The organism is Agromyces sp. NPDC058126, from assembly GCF_042884595.1.
In the GTDB taxonomy this organism is placed as follows: Bacteria; Actinomycetota; Actinomycetes; order Actinomycetales; family Microbacteriaceae; genus Agromyces.
This window is the reverse complement of record NZ_JBHVTS010000004.1, coordinates 206,199-224,229: the sequence shown is the minus strand read 5'-3', so window position 1 is coordinate 224,229 and position 18,031 is coordinate 206,199. Positions and strand designations below refer to the sequence as shown.

The window sequence follows — 18,031 nt, the reverse complement described above, 5'->3', positions numbered from 1 at the left end:
TCACGCCGCACGCCCCTTCGGAAGGCTCTGGTTACTTGGCAGCAGCCTTGAGCTTCGAACCGGCCGAGACCTTGACCGAGTAGCCGGCCGGGATCTCGATGGTGGCACCCGTCTGCGGGTTGCGGCCGGTGCGCGCAGCGCGGTGCGTGCGCTCGACGGCGAGCCAGCCCGGGATGGAGACCTTGGTGCCCGAGCCCACGGACTCGGCGAGCGCCTCGAACAGACCGCCGAGCACGGCGTCGACGGTGGCCTGGCTCTGGCCGGTCGACGCAGCGATCTTCGCGACGAGCTCGGTCTTGTTCAGCGACTTGTCAGCCATTGAATGTCCTCCTCGGACGTTCGCTGTATGTACAGCACTTTGTTGAAGATTCGGGAACGAGCTTGCGCCGCCCCCGTGGCCGTTGAGGCCGCCTCGAATGTAACAGAGATCCGCGGAATCTCGCGGATTTCCGGGCTTCTTGGGCGATTTCCCACGGCGTGTCGGATGCTCCGGAGGGGGTTTGCGCCCCTCCGGAGCCTCCCGGCTACTTCAAGAACTTGAACTTCGCCGTACGGACGACCCCGTCGTCGAGCCCGAGCTCGAAGGTGCCGCACTTCCCCGCCCAGCTCTTGTCGGTCTTCCAGACGTAGACGTACTGGCCGGCGGTCGCGTCGTAGCTCAGGCTGCTGCCGCCGGCGGTCAGGGTCGATTCGACGGCATCGACCGGGGCGTTCGCGTCGCACGAGGAGAAGGTCACCTTCGGGTATCCGGCCGCGACGATGTCGAGACCCTCATCGCCGCCCAGGCTGAACTTCATCGGCACGGCACTGCCCGCCTTGACCCTGTTCACGACGCCGTTCATGTCGACAGGACGGAAGAACCCGGCGAAGTCGTAGATCACCGAGTACTCGCACGACACCTCGGCCGACTCGTTCCCGGCATTGTCGACCGCAGTGCCCACAGGGGCGGTCGCGGTGTGCGCGCCGACGCTCGAGGTGTCGAGCACGATCGAGCCGCTCGCGGCGGTCGCGAGACCCGAACCGCCGTCCTCGTCGCTCGCCGTCCACGTCGCCTCGGCGACCGAGTCGAGCAGGACCGGTCCGGCCGGGCAGATGAGCGCGACCTCCGGTGGTGTCACGTCCACGACGGTGAAGCTGCAGGAGGCCTCGGCCGAGGCGTTGCCCTCGTTGTCGACGGCGGTGCCAGCCGCCGCCGTCGCCGTGTGCTCGCCGAGCGTCGACGTGTCGAGCGGGATGGTCCCGCTCTCGTACCCCTCGGCGACTCCCGAACCGCCGTCTTCATCGGTCGCGCTCCAGGTGGCGTAGGCCTCCTCCCCGCGCGGGATGGGGTCGGAGGGGCAGACGAGCGTCACGACCGGTCCCGTCTCGTCGACCGGATCGACGACGACGCCGCAGTTCTCGACGCTCCAGCTCACGCTGACCGAGGCGGTGCGGAGCTTGCTGTCGCCGTTGACCACCGTGCCGCTCGCCTGGTAACCGGCGCTGCCCCCGAAGGTGCCGTTGACCTCCCCCGCGGCGACCGTGATGGTCGAGGTGGTCTTCGCACTGTCGACGGTCGAATTCTGGTCGAGCGTGGCCCAGTCGCCCGGGAGCGTGATGGTCGGGGGGCTCGGCTGCGTCGCCGAGACGTTCGTCTGCGAGGTCCGTGAGAAGGTCACGGTGGAGCCGCTCTTGAAGATGGTCGCCGGCCCGTTGCCGCCCCGATCGAGGTTCAGCTTCACCACCACGTCGCGGCTCGTGCCGCAGTCGAGTACCCCGAGATCGACGACCGGTGTCACGACGACGAGATCGTCGACCGTGACCGTCGTCTCGAGGTCGTCGGCGTACGCGATCGCACCACCGCCCAGCACGAGTGCGGCGGCCGCGGCCGCCCCCAGGATCGATCTGCTCCAGCGCTTCATCGCGTTCCTCTCCGTTGACCGGCGCATTCCCATGCGTGCGCATCCACCCGCACGGGTGGGTCAACGGTAGGTGAACCGGTTCGTCCGGCAGCAGGCCCCCGTGGTAGTGCCACCACAACGGGGAGTCCCCCGAAACGACGAAGAAGAGGGGCGCCCCGGATTCCTCCGGGGCGCCCCTCTTCGTGAAGCGTGAAGCTACTGCTTACCAGCTCGACTTGGTGATGCCGGGCAGCTCGCCACGGTGCGCCATGTCGCGGAAGCGGACACGCGAGACACCGAACTTGGTGAGCACGCCACGGGGGCGGCCGTCGATGGCGTCACGCGAACGCACGCGGATGGGCGACGCGTTGCGGGGAAGCTTCTGCAGGCCCACGCGAGCGGCCTCGCGGCTCTCGTCGGTGCCGTTCGGGTCGACGAGCGCCTTCTTCAGCTCGAGACGCTTCTCGGCGTAGCGGTCGACGATCACCTTGCGCTGCTCGTTGCGAGCGATCTTGCTCTTCTTCGCCATGATTTAGCGCTCCTCTCGGAAGTCGACGTGCTTGCGGATCACCGGGTCGTACTTCTTGAGCACGAGACGGTCGGGGTTGTTGCGACGGTTCTTGCGGGTCACGTAGGTGAACCCGGTGCCGGCCGTCGAACGGAGCTTGATGATGGGACGGACGTCCTGCTGCTTCGCCATTAGAACTTCACCCCACGAGCCTGCATGTCACGAACGACCGCCTCGATGCCGCGAGCATCGATGACCTTGATGCCCTTGGCGGACACGTTGATCGTGATGTTGCGACGGAGCGACGGAACGAAGTACGTCTTCTTCTGCACGTTCGGGTCGAAGCGGCGCTTCGTCCGGCGGTGCGAGTGCGAGATGTTGTGTCCGAAGCCGGGAACGGCTCCGGTCACCTGGCACACTGCTGCCATTGGTTTCCTCCAATACCGAGGGGCGGATGCCCCTCCCAAGGTCTCTTGTCTGCTGACGTTCCCACGCCGAATCCCGCGATTTCTCGCGGAGCACGAAGGGGATTGTCGCGGTCTGGGCAGTGGATGTACCCAGCCAACGAGCCAGTTTAGCAGAGTGCCCGGTCGCGGCCGAATCGAGCACGGATGCCCCGGGGCCGACGCCCCTCCCCGACGCGACTCAGGCGGGCGGTGCGGCGTCGCCGTCGATCGCCCGCCGCGACAGCAGCGCCGCCACGAGGAAGCAGAGCGCGCCGATCAACGTGCCGAGATTCGCCCAGAACATGCTCACGAGCGTGCCGCTCTCGGGGTCGACGTAGGCGCCGACGGCCGACACGGCGAACGCGATCGACCCGAGCATGTTGAGCCAGGTGCCATGCCACGAGCGGGCGTCGCGATCCCAGAGCTCGCCGCGATCCCGCGTCGCCACGATCGCGAAGGCGCTCGCGACGAGGAACGCGACCGATCCGTACGCGTCGGGGCGCCACCCGGCCCCGAGGCGCGTCGGATCGGCGACCGCGGCCGCCAGCGCCACCGCCGTGCTCACGTTGAAGCAGAGCGTGCCGGCGAACTGCACGGCGGCGGCCCACCAGTCCCAGAAGTCGGCCCGATTGGTTCCCCGCCTCGGCACCCGTCGCCCGCTGAGGCTCAACTGGATGAACGCGGCGAGCGTGAAGAAGATCGAGCCGACGAAGAAGGTGACGCCGACTCCGACGGCGCCGACCCGTTCCGCGTAGAAGGGAATGGCGCCGGCGAGGAAGCAGAGGGAGCCGATTGCGAAGCCCCACGCCTCGCGGCGCAGGCGGAGCCGGCGCCGCGGTTCGGCCGCCGTCGCCGCGCCGTCGGACGGACTCACGTCGCGTCCCCGCCGGGCGACGGCACCGATCCGCTCGCAGCGCTCGGTGCGACGCCCTCGTCCTCCTCATGCGTGCCGCGCCTGGCCTTGTCGGCGTCGCTGCGCCGATCCCACCCGGGCCGCCGCGCAGCATAGAAGATGAGCGGCGGCACGCCGAGCACGACGATGACCGCGCCCACGATCCACGGGTAGGCCGCCGCCGGGAACGCCGTGAACCCGTCGGGCGGGATGAACGCCAGCAGGAAGGCGGCGAGACAGGCGAGGAACCCGATGCCCGCGATGAGGTTCATGGCGGGCACCCGGTAGGCGCGCTTCACGTCGGGGGCCGTGCGCCTGAGCACGATCGCCGAGGCGAACATCAGCATGTACATGATGAGGTAGAGCGCGGCGGCCATGTCGATCAGTGCGACGAAGGCGGCGCTCACGTCGGGCACGACGATGAAGATCGCGGCGAGCAGCGTGACGATCGAGCCCTGCAGCACGAGGATGCCGGTCTGCACGCCCTCGCGGTTGCGCTTCTGCAGCGCGGGCGGCAGCAGCCCGGTCTCGGCCGCGGCGAGCAGCCCCTTCGACGGGCCCGCGATCCAGGCGACGACCGAGGCGAGCGCGCCGGCCGCGATGAGCGCCGACACGACCGCGGTCGCCCACTCGCCGACGCCCCAGTGCCCGAAGTACTCCTGGAAGGCGAGCATGATGCCGTTCGTCAGGCCGAGCTCCTTCTGCGGCACCGCCACCGCGATCGCGATGGTCGGCAGGATGAACACGAGCAGGATGAGGATCGCCGCGAGGAACACCGAGCGCGGGTAGCCCCGGCCGGGGTCCTTCATCTGGTTCACGTGCACCGCGTTCACCTCCATGCCCGCGTAGGCGAGCACGTTCGAGACGATGAGCACGATCGAGGCCAATCCGGTGAACGGCGGGATGACCGCCGAGGCCTCGAGCGGCACCTCGCTCTTCTCCCCGCCGAACACCCAGATCGCGCCGAACACGACGAGCAGGGCCGCCGGCAGCAGCGTTCCGAGGATGCCGCCCCAGGAGCCGAGCTTCGCGAAGAGGTTGCCGCCGCGCAGCGTGACGAGCGTCGAGCCCCAGTAGAGCACGAGGATCACGATCGCCGTGAAGAAGCCCGAGTTCGAGAGTTTCGGATCGAGGAACACGAACGCGAGCGCCGCCGCGATGAACGAGAGCTGCGTCGGGTACCAGACGACGTTCTGGATCCACTGCAGCCAGACCGCAGTGAACCCCCAGCGGTTGCCGAGCGCCTCGCGGACCCACACGTACACGCCGCCCTTCCACCCGGTGGCGAGCTCGGCCGCCACGAGGGCGGTCGGCACGAGGAAGAAGATCGCCGGGATCAGGTACAGGGTGATGCTGCCGAGGCCGAACACCGCCATCGCGGGCAGCGAGCGCAGGCTCGCCACGACGACGAGCGTGAGCAGGGCGAGCTGGCCCACGCCGAGGAAGTTCGTGACGGCGCTGCGCGGGGCGAGCGGATGGTTCGAGGCGGCCCGCCCCGACGCATCCGTGGAGGCGGTCGCATCTGCGGACATGCCGGCCGCCTCAGTGGTGGAAGCCGGGTCGCTGCCCCTCGACCGGCATCGGCGACTCGAGCGCGTCGAGATACGCGGTCTCGGTCTCGATGTCACGGAGCAGTTCGGCGGCGAGGTCCATGCTGAGGCCGTTGCGCACGACGATGCGCTGCACGGTGCGATCGCTCAGGTCGTCGGGCAGGGGGTACGCGGGCACGAGCCATCCCTTCTGCCGAAGGCGGTCCTGCAGGTGATAGAGGTTCCAGTTGTCGGTGTGGCCGGCCTTCAACCGCCACGCGAACACCGGGATGTCACTGCCGTCGCTGATGAGCTCGAACGCGTCGATCTTGCCGATCCCCTTCGAGAGGTACAGCGCCACGTCCTGCGAGGCCTGCTGCACGGCGGTGTACCCCGTCACGCCGAGACGCAGGAAGAGGAAGTACTGGAGCAGCACCTGCGCGCCCGGTCGCGAGAAGTTGAGCGCGAGCGTCGGCATCTCGCCGCCGAGGTAGCTGACCCGGAAGATGAGGTCGTCGGGCAGCACGTCGGCGGTGCGCCAGACGACCCATCCGAGACCCGGGTAGACGAGACCGTACTTGTGCCCGGAGGTATTGATCGAGTGCACCCGCGGCAGCCGGAAGTCCCACTCCAGATCGTGCTGCAGGAACGGGGCGATCATCGCACCGGAGGCGCCGTCGACGTGGATCGGCACGTCGAGCCCGGTCTTGGCCTGCAGCGCGTCGAGCGCCTCGGAGATCTCCTTGACCGGCTCGTACGCACCCGTGTAGGTGACGCCCATGATCACGACGACGCCGATCGTGTTCTCGTCGATGTACGGTTCGAGCTGCGAACCGTCGAGCATCGGGTGCTCGTCGCTCACCGGCACATAGCGCGGCTCGACGTCGAAGTAGTTGCAGAACTTCTCCCAGCAGACCTGGACGGCACTCGACATCACCATGTTGGGCTTGGAGGCGTCCTTCCCGGCGGCGCGGCGCGCCTGCTGCCAGCGGCGCTTCATCGCGAGGCCGCCGAGCATGGCCGCCTCCGACGAACCGATCGTGGACGTGCCGATCGTGCCTTCGGGGTCGGGCGAGTTCCAGAGGGCGGCCAGCATGCGCCAGCACTTCTCCTCGATCGCCGCGGTCTGCGGGTACTCGTCCTTGTCGATCATGTTCTTGTCGAAGGCCTCGGTGTAGAGCGCCTTGGCCTCGTCGTCCATCCACGTGGTGACGAAGGTCGCGAGGTTCAGCCGAGCGTTGCCGTCGAGCATGACCTCGTCGCGGATGATCTGGTAGGCCGTCTGCGGCAGCGACTCCCCCGGTGGAATCCGATGCCGGTCGATGATCGTCGCCTCACCGGGTCGTGCGAACCTCGGCGTGTACTGGTTGTCGTCCTGCTCGGCCATCGTCATCCCTCCCGGGCGTGGGTGCTCGCGGCACCGAGTCGACGGCACCGCGGACGCGCGACGGGCGGATCCGTTCCCCCCGGAAATCCGCATCCGTTTGCGATCGTAGTCCGCGACCCCGCTCCGGCGATATGGAGATCGCGTGAATCCGCGCCCACGCACGGCGGAACGACGACGGGCGAGGGGATGCTCCGTGGCATCCCCTCGCCCGTTCTGCGCCGTCAGCGCGTGCGGCTCACTCCGTCAGCGAGTCGACGTACTCCCGGTTCTCGTCGATCCACGCCTCGACGACGGGGCCGTAATCGTTGGCGTCGCCCTCGTTGAACATGGCGTTCTCGAGCGAGAACAGCAGCTCGGAGTCCATCTCGAAGTCGGCGAGCCACATCGCGAGCGTCGGGTAGCGCTCGACGAAGGTCTTGCCGCCGAAGGCGTGGATGCCCTCGGCGTCGCCCAGTGCGCCCTCGGGGTCGGCGAGGTCCTTGAGCGGGAACGCGTCGTACGCCCAGTGCGGGCGCCACAGCGTGACGGCGATGTTCTCGCCGGCCTTCGTGGCGGCCGTGAGCTCGGAGAGCATCGCGGGCGTCGAGCTCGTGAGGTACTCCATCTTCTCGAGGCCGTAGCTCGGGATCACCTCATCCTCGGTCACCCGGTTGAGGCCCGACCCGGGCTCGATGCCGACGAGGCGGTTGCCGAAGGCGTCGGCGTTCGCGGCCAGCTCCTCGAGCGAGTCGACCGGGGCGTCGGCGTTCACGGCGATCGTGAGCTTCGCGTCCTCGTTCCAGGCGCCGAGGTCGACGAGCTCGTCGCCGTACTGGTCGATGTAGTCGGCGTGCGTGGTCGGCAGCCAGGTGTCGAGCGTGACGTCGTAGTCGTCGGTGGTGAGGCCCGAGTAGACCGGGGCGGGATCGGCGTACTCGAGGGTGACGTCGTAGCCCTGCTCGGTGAGCACGGCCTTCCAGAGCTCGCTTGCGGCGATGCCCTCGTCCCAGCCGTTGAACACGGCGATGGTGACGTCCTTCTGGTCGCCGTTCTCGAGCGTCTCGGCGTCGGCGCCGGCGGCGCAGCCGCCAAGGGCGAGCACGGAGACCGTGCCGAGCGCGAGTGCTCCGGTGAGTGTGCGCTTCTTCATGTGTTCCTTTCCTCCCGTGTGCTGTGGCACGGGTGTTGGGGAGCGCCGCGCGATTCCGCGCAGCGAGTCGGGTGCCCTGCTCGTACGGTCAGGGGGCGATGGATGCCGCGGGGCTCGCGCCGCTCGCGGCGGGTTCCGGCACGGAAGCGGGCGCCTGCGGGTCGCGCGCCGAGGCATCCGATCGCCTGACCCGCTTCGCTCGGCGGCCGCGCAGGCCGCCGAGCGCGCCGGTGAGGCGGTCGAGGATGATCGCGAGGATCACGACCGAGAGTCCCGCCTCGAAGCCGAGGCCGACGTCGATCCGGGTGAGCGACTGCACGACCTGGCCGCCGAGCCCGCCGGCACCGACCATGCCCGCGATGACGACCATCGAGAGCGAGAGCATGATGACCTGGTTGACCCCGGCCATGATGCTGGGCATCGCGAGCGGCAGCTGGATCTGGCGGAGGATGCGCCACGGCGAGGAGCCGAAGGCGTGGCCGGCCTCGACCACCTCCTTGTCGACGCCGCGGATGCCGAGCTCGGTCAGCCGCACCCCGGGCGCCATGGCGAACACGATCGTCGCGACGATGCCGGGCACGACGCCGACCCGGAACAGGATGAGCGCCGGGATCAGGTAGACGAAGGCGGGCATGGTCTGCATGAAGTCGAGGATCGGGCGGATGATCTTCGACGCCGTGTCGGAGCGTGCGGCGAGGATGCCGATCGGAACGGCGATCGCGATGGCGATCGCGCTGGCCACGAGCACCAGCGCGAGCGTGTCCATGGCGTTCTCCCACTGGTCCACGCCCACGATGACGAGCAGGCCGACGACGGTGCCGACGGCGAGCTTCCACCCGCGAAGGAGGAAGGCCAGGGCCGCGAACACGGCGATGATCGCGCCGAACGGCGGCGCCGAGAGCAGGAGGTCGACGGTGTCGTAGAGGCCCGCGAAGATCGCGCGCACGACGGCGAAGAAGCCGGCGAACACGTCGGTCACGAGGTCGATGACGGATTCGGCGAGTTCGCCGAGGGGAAGGCGGAAGTCGTTCATGCCGGGCTCCTCTCCCCCGCGGCGGGGGCGGGCGGGGCGGACGCGGGCGGGGCGTCGGCCGCCGCGGCTTCGGCCGCCGCCGTGCGGTGCAGCGTCGCCGTGATGACGTCGACCGGGATGGTCGCCGGGGTCGCGATGATCGCCTGCTCGGCGGTGTCGGTCGTCACGTTGCCGAGCGCGGCGAGCAGGGTGACCCTCGGCACGGCGCCGAGGAGCCGGCCCTGGTCGTCGACGACGGCGAGCGGGAGCTGGCTCTCGACGGCGCTCCCGAAGAGCTCGGAGAGGTGCTCGTCGACGCCGACGACGGGGTGGTCGTCGCTGATGACGCCCGCGAGATCGCGCTCCCCCCGCTGTACGAGCCGCAGCACATCGCGGTCGTGGGCGACGCCGAGGAGGCGCCGGCCGTTGCCGACGACGAACACCATGGACGTCTGCAGGTCGCGCATGGACCGCAGCGCGGCGCGCGGACCCGCCGAAGCGGTCACCACGGCGCGCGGCGCCTCCATGACGTTGCCCGCGGTGAGCACCCGCGCACGGTCGACGTCCTGCACGAACTGGGCGACGTAGTCGTCGGCGGGGTCGGTGAGGATCTCCTCGGCGGTGCCGAGCTGCACGATGCGGCCGTCGCGCATGACGGCGATGCGATCACCGAGGAACATGGCCTCGTTGAGGTCGTGGGTGATGAAGACGATCGTCTTGCCGAGCTCCTGCTGCAGCTCGACGAGCTGCTCCTGCATCTCTCGGCGGATCAGGGGGTCGAGGGCCGAGAAGGCCTCGTCCATGAGCAGGATGTCGGTGTCCGAGGCGAGGGCGCGGGCGAGGCCGACGCGCTGCTGCATGCCACCCGAGAGCTCGTCGGGCATCTTGTCGCCCCATCCCCCGAGCCCGACCCGGTCGAGGATCCGGTCGGCGCGGGCTCGCCGCTCGGCGAGCGGGACGCCCTGGATCTCGAGCCCGTAGGCGGCGTTCTCGCGGACGGTCCGGTGCGGCAGCAGCGCGAAGTGCTGGAACACCATGGACACCCGCCGGCGACGGACGGCGCGCAGGCGCTTGGGTGCGACGTCGGAGATCTGCTCCCCCATCACCGTGACGGTGCCGTCGGTCGGCTCGACGAGTCCGTTCAGCATCCGGATCAGCGTCGACTTTCCGGAGCCCGAGAGGCCCATGACGACGAAGATCTCGCCTCGACGAACGTCGAAGTCGGCGTCGATGACGGCGGCGGTGCCGAGCGCCGCGACCTCGTCGCGGCCGGCGCCCTGCTTGAGGCGCTCGAGCGCCTCGCGCGGCTTCCGTCCGAAGAACTTGGTGAGGTGGCGCACCTCGAGTGCAGTGGTCTCCGGCAGCGGTGAGCCGGTGTTCGGGTTGTCTGGCATGGATCGGGCTCCCTGAGGGCGCGCCGAACACCGCGCAGGCAAGGGTTGCGCGGTCGGATCGGTGGTGCGCCGAACTCGTGGGTCACGGCCGGGTTGGCGGTGAATCGGACGCTCTGGACTCAAGCCCGGCGCGAAGTGCGATCGTCGGGCGAAACAGGGCGTCGTCGCGTCCGGCCATCGGGGCCGGATGCCTCACCGCCGAACCATACGCTCCGAGGATTCCCGTTCGGGAATATCGGACCGCGGACTGGGCGATCGGTCTTGCAGGACCGTCGTCCACGCTATCGATGAAACGCGGAAGAACCCAATCGAGCCGCGCTATTCGACGCTGATCGGGGTTTTCGCCTTAGACCTGCTCCCCCGGGCCGGAGACGCCGGGCTCACGGGCGGCGAGCTTCGTGCAGTTCGCGCAGAGCCCGAAGACGTCGACCACGTGGGCCGCCTGGGTGAAGCCGTGCTCGGCCGCGATGCCCTTCGCCCACGCCTCGACCTCGTCGGCCGCGATCTCGACCGTCAGCCCGCAGTTGCGGCAGATGAGGTGGTGGTGGTGACCGGTCGTCGAACACGCCCGGTACAGCGCCTCGCCCTCGGGCGACTGCAGCGAATCGGCCTCCCCGCTCGTCGCGAGGTCGCCGAGCGCCCGGTAGACCGTCGCGAGGCCGATCGGCGAGCCGCTCGCGTGCAGCGCGGAGTGCAGCGCCTGCGCGCTGATGAAGCCCTCGGTCGAATCGAGCGCCTCGCGAACGGCCTCGCGCTGCCAGGTGTTGCGTTTCATGCGATTCGTGCGCCCTCCGCGGTCTCGACGGGGATGTCGGTCCGCCTCCACGCTAGCCCTCGAAGCTTGGAGAGTCCCAGCGCGAGCAGGAAGAAGGCGGTCGCGGCGAGGGCGATCGACGGGCCGGCGGCGATCGCGAAGGCGCGGGAGGCGAGCACGCCGAGCACGCCCGAGGCCGCGCCGATCAGGGGGGCGACGACGAGCACACCCCGGAACGAACCGACCACGAGGCGGGCCGCCGCAGCCGGCGCCGCGATCAGGGCGATCGCGAGGATCGCGCCGACCGCCGGGAGCGAGCTGACGACCGAGGCCGCGGTGAGCCCGAGCACGAGCAGTTCGATCGGCCACTCCCGATAGCCCATCGCCCGGAAGCCCGCGGGATCGAAGGTCGAGAGCGCGATCTCCTTGCCGAACAGCACGACCAGCACCACCGCCACCAGCGCGACGCATGCCGCGAGGAGAATGTCTTCGTCATTGACCGTGAGGATCGAGCCGACCAGCAGGCTCTCGGCCCGCACGGGCAGCCCGGGGATGAGGGCCTGCAGGAGCGCGCCCGCGGCGAAGCCGCCGGTGAGCACGATGCCCGCGGCGACCTGCGCGCCCTGCCGCCGCACCCGCGCGATGCCGGCCATGATCACGACGAGCACGACCGACGCGGCCGCGGCGCCCGCCGGCACGCTCACGCCGAGCGCCGCCGCGGCTACCGCGCCCGGGTACGTGCCGTGGGTGAGCGCCTGTGCGAAGAAGGTGCGCTTGCGCAGCACCACGAGCGCGCCGACGAACCCGGCGCCGACGCCGATCACGATGGCGGCGAACAGGGCGCGTTCGAAGTAGCCCATCAGTGCCCCTCCCCCGCCGCCGCGGTTCCGGTCGCTCGCACGCCTTCCGAAGCCGGCGCACCGGCATCCGGCCGAGCTGCCGCAGTACGCCCGCGCGCCCAGCGCACGAGCCCGAACGCTCCGAGCACCAGTGCGTACCCGAGCACGAACACCGCGACGATCGTCGCACCGGCCGGGACGTCGATCCCCGCCCCCACCGAGATCGCGAAGCCGGCCGACAGCCCGATCCAGGCACTCAGCGCGGCGAACACCGCGGCTGCGGGGAAGAGCCACCACAGCCGTCGCGTCACGAGCCGCGCGACGGCGCCCGGCACGATCAGCAGCGCGAGCACGAGCAGCGTGCCCACCGTGGCCGCCGCCGCGACCACGACGAGCGCGATCGCGGCGTTCAGCACCAGGTCGAGCACGAGCGCCGAGTCGCCGGCCGCACGGCTGCCGCGCGCGTCGAAGGCGCGGAACAACTGCTGCTTGAGCGTGAGCACGACGGCGAGCAGGGCGACGAGGCTCACGACGACCAGTGGCACGACCTGATCGGGCGGAATGGTCAGCACCCGCCCGAAGAGCAGCGCCTCGAGTTCGCCCGCGTAGTCGTCGCTCTTCGACACCACGATGACGCCGACGCTGAAGGTCGCGGTGAGCACGATCGCGATCGCCGCGTCCGAGGTGATGCCGGCCCGGTCGAGCCAGGTCAGCGCGAGCGCGCCGGCGAGGGCCGCGATCGCGGCACCGGGCAGGAGCCCGCTCGTGCCGCCGACGGCGAGGCCGATCGCCAGTCCGGGAAACACGGCGTGCGTGAGCCCGTCGCTGATGAACTCGAGTCCGCGCAGGTTCACAAGTACGCCGACGATACCGGCGACCACCGCGAGGACGAGCATCACGATGAGGGCGCGCGCCATGAACGGAATCGAGAACGCGGTGAAGAGCGCGTCGGTCAGCGACATCCTCGGCCCCTCCCCCGCGATCGGCGACGACTATATGCGTCGTTCGGCATTCAGTGGCCCTCGTGCCCGGGAACAACGAGGGTGTGCTCGTCGATCTCGACCTCGACACCCTCGAAGCACTCCTGCACGTTGCCGAGCGTGAGCACGTCGTCGACCGGGCCGAACGCCAGCTGCGTGCCGTTGACGAGCACGACCGCGTCGCAGACGAGTCGCGCGAGCTCGAGGTCGTGCGTCGAGACCAGCACGGCGACCCCGCGGGTCTTCAGCTCTCGCAGCGTGGCGACGAGCGCGTCGCGGTTGGGCTGGTCGAGGCCGTTGAACGGCTCGTCGAGCAGCAGGAGTGCGGGGTCGGAGGCGAGGGCGCGGGCGAGCAGCCCGCGCTGGCGCTGCCCGCCCGAGAGCTCGCCGAACTGGCGCTTCGCGAGGTCGCCGAGGCCGACCGTCTCGAGGGCCCGAGCGACGGCCGCGCGATCGCCGCGGCCCGGCCACCGGAACAGGCCGAGGCCGCGATAGCGGCCCTGCATGACGACCTGCTCGAGGCTGATCGGGAAGTCGGGGTCGAGGTCTGCCGACTGGGGGAGGAACGCGACCATACCGCTCGCGGCATGTGACGCGCGGCCCGCACCGAGCAGCGCACCGCCGAGTTCGACCTGCCCGGCTGTGCGCGGCACGAGCCCGAGCACGCCCTTCAGCAGCGTCGACTTGCCGGCGCCGTTCGGGCCGATGAGCGCGACCGCCTCACCGGGTGCGATCTCGAGGTCGAGCCCCGAGACGCCCGATCCGCCCGGGTGCGTGAAGGCCGCACCGGAGAGGCGGAGTACGGGGGAGTCGCTCATGCGAGTCATCCTTGCAGGGCGGCGGGGAGCGCGGTAGGCACGACGCCCCACGATTCGAGGATCAGCCGCGCGTTGTGCAGCTGGCTGCCGAGGTACGTCTCGCCCTCGCTGCCTGCCTCGCCCAGCGAGTCGCCGTAGAGCGCATCGGGCCCCGAGTAGACCGCGACGCCCGATTCGGCGGCGATCGTCTCCGCGGCCTTCGGCGACAGGGATGCCTCGGAGAACACCGCGGCGACGCCCGTCGACTCGATCTTCGCGACGAGCTCGTCGATCTCGGCCGCGCTCGGCTCGGCGTTGTCGTCGAAGCTCGGGATGATGCTGCCGACGAAGGTCACGTCGTAGGCGTCGACGAAGTAGGTGAAGGCGTCGTGGTTCGTCACGAGCAGCCGCTCGGTCGCCGGCACCTGCTCGACGTTCTCGGCGATCCAGTCGTCGAGCGCCTCGAGCTTCGCGAGGTAGGCGGTCTCGTTCGCCTCGAGGTTCGCGGCGTCGAGGCCGTCGACCGTCGCGAGGCCGTCGGCGATGTTCTCGACCATGTCCTCGGCGAGCTCGGGGTCCGTCCAGATGTGGGGGTTGCCGTCGCCGTGGTCGTGGCCCTCGTGGTCGTCGGCGTCGGCGTGGTCGTCGGCGTCGGCCGCGTCCGTACCGGCGGCGTCGTCGTCGTCGTGGTCGTGCGCGGCCTCCGAGGCATCCGAGTCGTCGTGGTCGTCGGTGCCGAACAGTTCGATGCCGTTGCTCGCGTCGATGAGCACGCCGTCGAAGCCCGACGCCTCGATGGCGTCGTCGAGCCAGCTCTCGAGGCCCCCGCCGTTGACGACGAGCGCGTCGGCGTTCGTGAGGGCGAGCAGCTGCGCCGCCGAGGGGTCGAAGCCGTGCGCGCTCTGGCCGGGGGAGAGGAGCTGGGTGAGCTCGGCGTCACCGCCGAGGAGTTCGCGGGTGAAGTCACCCACCTGGGTCGTCGTCGCGACGATCTGCGGACCGTCGGCACCGGCGGATGCCCCGGGGCTCGCGCAGCCCGCGAGGGCGATGATCCCGGCCGCCATCACGCCGCCCGCCCCGATCAGGGTCACGGGGCGACGGCTGGAGGTCCGGGTGCACGTTTCCATGCTTCGAACCTACGCTTATTGATAATGATTGTCAAAACCATCTGGGCCGCTCGCGGACTGCGCGAGCCGCCACTCGACGCAACCCGAAGAGTTCACCGGGCATTCCACGTCATCCTGTGAACAACACTTGGCGCCTGTCAGCGGGGCATGCGAGAGTGAAGTACGTGGATACGACGACGGCCCCGATCACGCTGCACCGATTCACCGTCGCCGACGCCGAGCGCGTGCTGTCCGGCGCGGTCGATCCTCACGACGGGTGGGAGGGCGCCTACGCCTTCACCGACGAGCCCGAGCTCCTCGCCGAGTACGTGCGCGCGGTGCGCCTGAACGGCGACCCCATGCCGTTCGGGCCCTACCTGGTGCGCCGCGGCGAAGACGGTCCCGCCATCGGGGGAGTGAACCTGTTCGGCCCTCCTGACGCCGACGGCGCCGTCGAGTTCGACTTCGGCCTCGTCCCGGCGGTGCGCGGCCAGGGGCTCGCGTTCCACACCGTGCTGGCCGCCGTCGAGCTCGCGCGGTCGACCGGTCTCGCCCGCGTCGTGCGCGCCTCGGCCGAGGTCGCGAACCTGCCCGCGCGCCGCACGCTCGAGCGCGTCGGCTTCGTCGAGGCCAGCCGCACGCCCGACACGATCATTTCCGAGTACCGCCTCTAGGCGGAGCCGCCGCTCACCCGAAGGCCGCTCTGCGCCATCAGCAGGCCTTCCGCTCCAGTTGAACGGGCGCAGAGGGCATGGAAGTGGCGCAGCGAGCGTGAGGGCCTGACCGGTGGCGCACGGCTACGCGGCACTGGGGAGAGAGCGCTACTCGAGCAGCAGCGCCGGCTCCTCGATGATGGAGGCGACGTCGGCGACGAAGCGCGAGACGACGTCGCCGTCGACGACGCGGTGGTCGAACGAGCCGCCGATCGTCGTCACGAAGCGCGGACGCACCTCGCCGTCGACGACCCACGGCTTCTGCTTGATCGTGCCGAGCGCGACGATGCCGACCTCGCCGGGGTTGAGGATCGGGGTGCCGGTGTCCATGCCGAAGACGCCGATGTTCGTGATGGTGATCGTGCCGCCCTGCATCTCGGCGGGCTGCGTCTTGCCCTCGCGGGCCGTGAGCGTCAGCTGCTCGAGCGCGGCCGCGAGCTCGACCATCGACATGTCCTGCGCGTTCTTCACGTTCGGCACGATGAGCCCGCGGGGCGTCGCCGCGGCGATGCCGAGGTTCACGTAGTGCTTGACGATGATCTCGTCATCAGTCCACTGCGCGTTGACGGTCGGGTTGCGGCGCACGGCCCAGAGCATCGCCTTCGCCATGATGAGCAGCGGCGAGATCTTGATGCCGGCGTAGTCGGGCGAGGCCTTGAGTCGCTTGAGGTACTCCATCGTGCGCGTGGCGTCGACGTCGACGAACACCGACACATGCGGCGCCGAGTATGCGCTTTGCACCATGGCGTTCGCGATCGCCTTGCGCACGCCCTTCACTGGGATGCGGGTCTCGCGGTCGGCCGGCGCCTCGGGCGTCTGGATGTTGCGGAAGACGCTCGCCTGGCTCGCCTCGCGGATGACATCGTCGCGCGTGACGTCGCCGATCGGGCCCGTCGGGGCGACCCGGGAGAGGTCGACGCCGAGGTCCTTCGCGAGCTTGCGGATCGGCGGCTTCGCGATCACGGGCACGCGCGACTCGGCGCGGGGAGCGGCGGCGGGCGCGACGGCCCCGGCTGCTGCGGATGCCACGACAGGTGCTGCGGGAGGCGCCGGGGGAGCGGCGACCGGGGGAGCGGGCGGGGCGGCGAGCTTCTCGTGCGCACCGCCGGGCGAAGGGTGCCGACGGCGACGCGTCGCCACGGGACCCGAGGAGCCGTGTCCCACGAGCACGGCGCCGCCGCGCTCCTCGGCGACGGCGGGTGCGGTCGCAGCGGCCGGCGCAGGCGCAGGCGCGGCTGCCGCGGCGGACGCCGCGACTCCCGCCGCGTCACCGCTCGGCTCGGCGGCCGGCGCCGCCCCCGCGGCATCCGTCTGGATCACGAGGATGGGCGTGCCGACGTCGACCGTCCGGCCCTCCTCGACGAGCAGTTCGGAGACGACGCCCTCGAACGCGCTCGGCAGCTCGACGAGCGACTTCGCGGTCTCGATCTCGACGAAGACCTGGTCGAGCGCGATGCGATCGCCGGGCGCGACGCGCCACTGCACGATCTCGGCCTCGGTGAGGCCCTCGCCGACATCGGGAAGTGGGAATCGGATCTCGCTCATCTGTCTTACCCTCGCAGTCGAGACATGCCATCAGCGACATGTCTGAGTCGTGTCGTGTCAGTAGGCCAGCGCGCGGTCCACGGCTTCGAGCACCCGGTCGGGGCTCGGCAGGTACTCGGTCTCGAGCGAGGCGGGCGGGAACGGGGTGTCGAAGCCCGACACGCGCAGCACCGGCGCCTCGAGGGAGTAGAACGCCCGCTCGGCGACGGTCGCGGCGATCTCGGAGCCGACCGAGACGTTGCCGTACGCCTCCTGGGCGACGACGAGCCGGCCGGTGCGGTGCACCGACTCGAGCAGCGGGCCGTAGTCGATGGGGGAGAGGGAGCGCAGGTCGACGACCTCGATGCTCGTGCCCTCCTCGGCGGCGACGTCGGCGGCCTGGAGCAGCGTCGACACCATCGCGCCGTGGCCGACGACCGTGACGTCGGTGCCCTGCCGCACCACGCGGCTCGCGTGCAGCGGCAGCCCGGCGTGGTCGAGGTCGACCGGCCCCTTCGGCCAGTAGCGGCTCTTCGGCTCGAAGAACAACACCGGGTCGCGCGACTCGATCGCCTCGCGGATCATCCAGTACGCGTCGTGCGGATTCGACGGGCTGACCACACGCAGGCCCGGGGTGTGCGCGAAGTACGCCTCGGGGCTCTCCTGGTGGTGCTCGATCGAGCCGATATGCCCGCCGTAGGGCACGCGGATGACGATCGGCATCGCCACCGTGCCCTCGTGGCGCAGCGCCTGCCGCGCGAGCTGGGTCGTGATCTGGTCGAAGGCGGGGAAGATGAAGCCGTCGAACTGGATCTCGCACACCGGCCGGTAGCCGCGCATCGCGAGGCCGATGGCCGTGCCGATGATGCCCGACTCGGCGAGCGGCGTGTCGAGCACGCGCTTCTCGCCGAACTCGGCCGAGAGCCCCTCGGTGACGCGGAACACGCCGCCGAGCGGCCCGATGTCCTCGCCCATCAGCAGCACCTTCTCGTCGGCGCGCATGGCGTCGCGGAGGCCCGCGGTGATGGCCTTCGCCATCGACAGGGTCTGCACGCCGCGCACGTCGCCGGCGGGCTCCTCATGGGTGGGTGCAGGGGCAGTGGCGGATGCCTCGGGTGCGTCGGTCACGCGAACCTCCTCG

At 70.3% G+C, this 18,031-nt stretch carries 19 protein-coding genes; 1 reads left to right on the top strand and 18 read right to left on the bottom strand.

Annotation, left to right across the window (positions count from 1 at the left end; all coding sequences use genetic code 11):
• Positions 1-31 precede the first annotated feature (31 nt).
• From ACFVTR_RS13645 to ACFVTR_RS13570, 16 genes are all read right to left on the bottom strand, one after another.
• Positions 32-319 carry an HU family DNA-binding protein gene (locus ACFVTR_RS13645; RefSeq protein WP_022889039.1) on the bottom strand — a complete coding sequence of 96 codons (288 nt, stop codon included), beginning with the start codon at positions 317-319 and terminating at the stop codon, positions 32-34.
• Positions 320-524: 205 nt separating this feature from the next.
• A complete protein-coding gene (locus ACFVTR_RS13640) occupies positions 525-1,901 on the bottom strand; it encodes a PxKF domain-containing protein (protein ID WP_387038063.1) in 1,377 nt (458 codons plus the stop codon).
• Between the two features lie 202 nt (positions 1,902-2,103).
• Positions 2,104-2,409 carry a 30S ribosomal protein S14 gene (rpsN, locus tag ACFVTR_RS13635; RefSeq protein WP_022889040.1) on the bottom strand — a complete coding sequence of 102 codons (306 nt, stop codon included), beginning with the start codon at positions 2,407-2,409 and terminating at the stop codon, positions 2,104-2,106.
• A 3-nt stretch (positions 2,410-2,412) separates the two neighbouring features.
• Positions 2,413-2,580 carry a 50S ribosomal protein L33 gene (rpmG, locus tag ACFVTR_RS13630; RefSeq protein WP_157423719.1) on the bottom strand — a complete coding sequence of 56 codons (168 nt, stop codon included), beginning with the start codon at positions 2,578-2,580 and terminating at the stop codon, positions 2,413-2,415.
• Positions 2,580-2,816, bottom strand: coding sequence for a 50S ribosomal protein L28 (gene rpmB / locus ACFVTR_RS13625; RefSeq protein WP_157423720.1), 237 nt, complete (start codon positions 2,814-2,816; stop codon positions 2,580-2,582). The genes rpmG and rpmB overlap by 1 nt, the downstream gene beginning before the upstream one ends.
• A 217-nt stretch (positions 2,817-3,033) precedes the next feature.
• Positions 3,034-3,708, bottom strand: coding sequence for a hypothetical protein (locus ACFVTR_RS13620; RefSeq protein ID WP_387038061.1), 675 nt, complete (start codon positions 3,706-3,708; stop codon positions 3,034-3,036).
• The gene (locus ACFVTR_RS13615; RefSeq protein WP_387038059.1) at positions 3,705-5,258 is read right to left on the bottom strand and encodes an amino acid permease; all 1,554 of its coding nucleotides are present in this window, start codon (positions 5,256-5,258) and stop codon (positions 3,705-3,707) included. The genes ACFVTR_RS13620 and ACFVTR_RS13615 overlap by 4 nt, the downstream gene beginning before the upstream one ends.
• A gap of 10 nt (positions 5,259-5,268) precedes the next feature.
• The gene (locus ACFVTR_RS13610; RefSeq protein ID WP_387038058.1) at positions 5,269-6,642 is read right to left on the bottom strand and encodes a glutamate decarboxylase; all 1,374 of its coding nucleotides are present in this window, start codon (positions 6,640-6,642) and stop codon (positions 5,269-5,271) included.
• A gap of 235 nt (positions 6,643-6,877) precedes the next feature.
• The gene (locus tag ACFVTR_RS13605; protein ID WP_387038056.1) at positions 6,878-7,771 is read right to left on the bottom strand and encodes a glycine betaine ABC transporter substrate-binding protein; all 894 of its coding nucleotides are present in this window, start codon (positions 7,769-7,771) and stop codon (positions 6,878-6,880) included.
• A gap of 88 nt (positions 7,772-7,859) precedes the next feature.
• A complete protein-coding gene (locus tag ACFVTR_RS13600) occupies positions 7,860-8,804 on the bottom strand; it encodes an ABC transporter permease (RefSeq protein ID WP_387038054.1) in 945 nt (314 codons plus the stop codon).
• Positions 8,801-10,177, bottom strand: coding sequence for a glycine betaine/L-proline ABC transporter ATP-binding protein (locus ACFVTR_RS13595; protein ID WP_387038052.1), 1,377 nt, complete (start codon positions 10,175-10,177; stop codon positions 8,801-8,803). The genes ACFVTR_RS13600 and ACFVTR_RS13595 overlap by 4 nt, the downstream gene beginning before the upstream one ends.
• 346 nt (positions 10,178-10,523) lie before the next feature.
• Complete coding sequence (locus ACFVTR_RS13590) at positions 10,524-10,952, bottom strand: Fur family transcriptional regulator (RefSeq protein WP_387038051.1); 429 nt, start codon at positions 10,950-10,952, stop codon at positions 10,524-10,526.
• A complete protein-coding gene (locus tag ACFVTR_RS13585) occupies positions 10,949-11,791 on the bottom strand; it encodes a metal ABC transporter permease (protein ID WP_387038050.1) in 843 nt (280 codons plus the stop codon). Before ACFVTR_RS13585 ends, ACFVTR_RS13590 begins: the two co-directional genes overlap by 4 nt.
• On the bottom strand, positions 11,791-12,732 hold the full coding sequence (locus ACFVTR_RS13580; protein ID WP_387038049.1) for a metal ABC transporter permease: 942 nt from the start codon (positions 12,730-12,732) through the stop codon (positions 11,791-11,793). Before ACFVTR_RS13580 ends, ACFVTR_RS13585 begins: the two co-directional genes overlap by 1 nt.
• A 50-nt stretch (positions 12,733-12,782) precedes the next feature.
• Positions 12,783-13,568 (bottom strand): metal ABC transporter ATP-binding protein, encoded by a 786-nt coding sequence (locus ACFVTR_RS13575; RefSeq protein WP_387038047.1) that lies wholly within the window; start codon positions 13,566-13,568, stop codon positions 12,783-12,785.
• A gap of 5 nt (positions 13,569-13,573) precedes the next feature.
• Positions 13,574-14,674 carry a metal ABC transporter substrate-binding protein gene (locus ACFVTR_RS13570; RefSeq protein WP_387038045.1) on the bottom strand — a complete coding sequence of 367 codons (1,101 nt, stop codon included), beginning with the start codon at positions 14,672-14,674 and terminating at the stop codon, positions 13,574-13,576.
• Positions 14,675-14,838: 164 nt separating this feature from the next.
• Between ACFVTR_RS13570 and ACFVTR_RS13565 the strand changes: the two genes are divergently transcribed.
• Positions 14,839-15,327: a GNAT family N-acetyltransferase gene (locus tag ACFVTR_RS13565; protein WP_387038043.1), complete on the top strand. Its 489-nt coding sequence runs from the start codon at positions 14,839-14,841 to the stop codon at positions 15,325-15,327.
• Positions 15,328-15,474: 147 nt separating this feature from the next.
• Here the strand turns inward: ACFVTR_RS13565 and ACFVTR_RS13560 are convergent, their stop codons facing one another.
• Entirely contained in the window at positions 15,475-16,911 is a 1,437-nt protein-coding gene (locus ACFVTR_RS13560) for a dihydrolipoamide acetyltransferase family protein (RefSeq protein ID WP_387038042.1), read from the bottom strand.
• A gap of 57 nt (positions 16,912-16,968) precedes the next feature.
• Positions 16,969-17,928, bottom strand: coding sequence for an alpha-ketoacid dehydrogenase subunit beta (locus tag ACFVTR_RS13555; RefSeq protein WP_387038487.1), 960 nt, complete (start codon positions 17,926-17,928; stop codon positions 16,969-16,971).
• Positions 17,929-18,031 lie beyond the last annotated feature (103 nt).

Excerpts from the sequence above, each read along its gene's own strand:
- ACFVTR_RS13570 (WP_387038045.1), bottom strand. The coding sequence starts at position 14,674 with ATGGAAACGTGCACCCGGACCTCCAGCCGTCGCCCCGTGACCCTGATC.
- ACFVTR_RS13605 (WP_387038056.1), bottom strand. The coding sequence starts at position 7,771 with ATGAAGAAGCGCACACTCACCGGAGCACTCGCGCTCGGCACGGTCTCC.
- ACFVTR_RS13590 (WP_387038051.1), bottom strand. The coding sequence starts at position 10,952 with ATGAAACGCAACACCTGGCAGCGCGAGGCCGTTCGCGAGGCGCTCGAT.
- ACFVTR_RS13580 (WP_387038049.1), bottom strand. The coding sequence starts at position 12,732 with ATGTCGCTGACCGACGCGCTCTTCACCGCGTTCTCGATTCCGTTCATG.
- ACFVTR_RS13575 (WP_387038047.1), bottom strand. The coding sequence starts at position 13,568 with ATGAGCGACTCCCCCGTACTCCGCCTCTCCGGTGCGGCCTTCACGCAC.
- ACFVTR_RS13640 (WP_387038063.1), bottom strand. The coding sequence starts at position 1,901 with ATGAAGCGCTGGAGCAGATCGATCCTGGGGGCGGCCGCGGCCGCCGCA.
- rpsN (WP_022889040.1), bottom strand. The coding sequence starts at position 2,409 with ATGGCGAAGAAGAGCAAGATCGCTCGCAACGAGCAGCGCAAGGTGATC.
- ACFVTR_RS13645 (WP_022889039.1), bottom strand. The coding sequence starts at position 319 with ATGGCTGACAAGTCGCTGAACAAGACCGAGCTCGTCGCGAAGATCGCT.
- ACFVTR_RS13585 (WP_387038050.1), bottom strand. The coding sequence starts at position 11,791 with ATGGGCTACTTCGAACGCGCCCTGTTCGCCGCCATCGTGATCGGCGTC.
- ACFVTR_RS13595 (WP_387038052.1), bottom strand. The coding sequence starts at position 10,177 with ATGCCAGACAACCCGAACACCGGCTCACCGCTGCCGGAGACCACTGCA.
- ACFVTR_RS13615 (WP_387038059.1), bottom strand. The coding sequence starts at position 5,258 with ATGTCCGCAGATGCGACCGCCTCCACGGATGCGTCGGGGCGGGCCGCC.
- ACFVTR_RS13560 (WP_387038042.1), bottom strand. The coding sequence starts at position 16,911 with ATGAGCGAGATCCGATTCCCACTTCCCGATGTCGGCGAGGGCCTCACC.
- ACFVTR_RS13600 (WP_387038054.1), bottom strand. The coding sequence starts at position 8,804 with ATGAACGACTTCCGCCTTCCCCTCGGCGAACTCGCCGAATCCGTCATC.
- rpmB (WP_157423720.1), bottom strand. The coding sequence starts at position 2,816 with ATGGCAGCAGTGTGCCAGGTGACCGGAGCCGTTCCCGGCTTCGGACAC.
- ACFVTR_RS13610 (WP_387038058.1), bottom strand. The coding sequence starts at position 6,642 with ATGGCCGAGCAGGACGACAACCAGTACACGCCGAGGTTCGCACGACCC.
- rpmG (WP_157423719.1), bottom strand. The coding sequence starts at position 2,580 with ATGGCGAAGCAGCAGGACGTCCGTCCCATCATCAAGCTCCGTTCGACG.
- ACFVTR_RS13555 (WP_387038487.1), bottom strand. The coding sequence starts at position 17,928 with ATGGCGAAGGCCATCACCGCGGGCCTCCGCGACGCCATGCGCGCCGAC.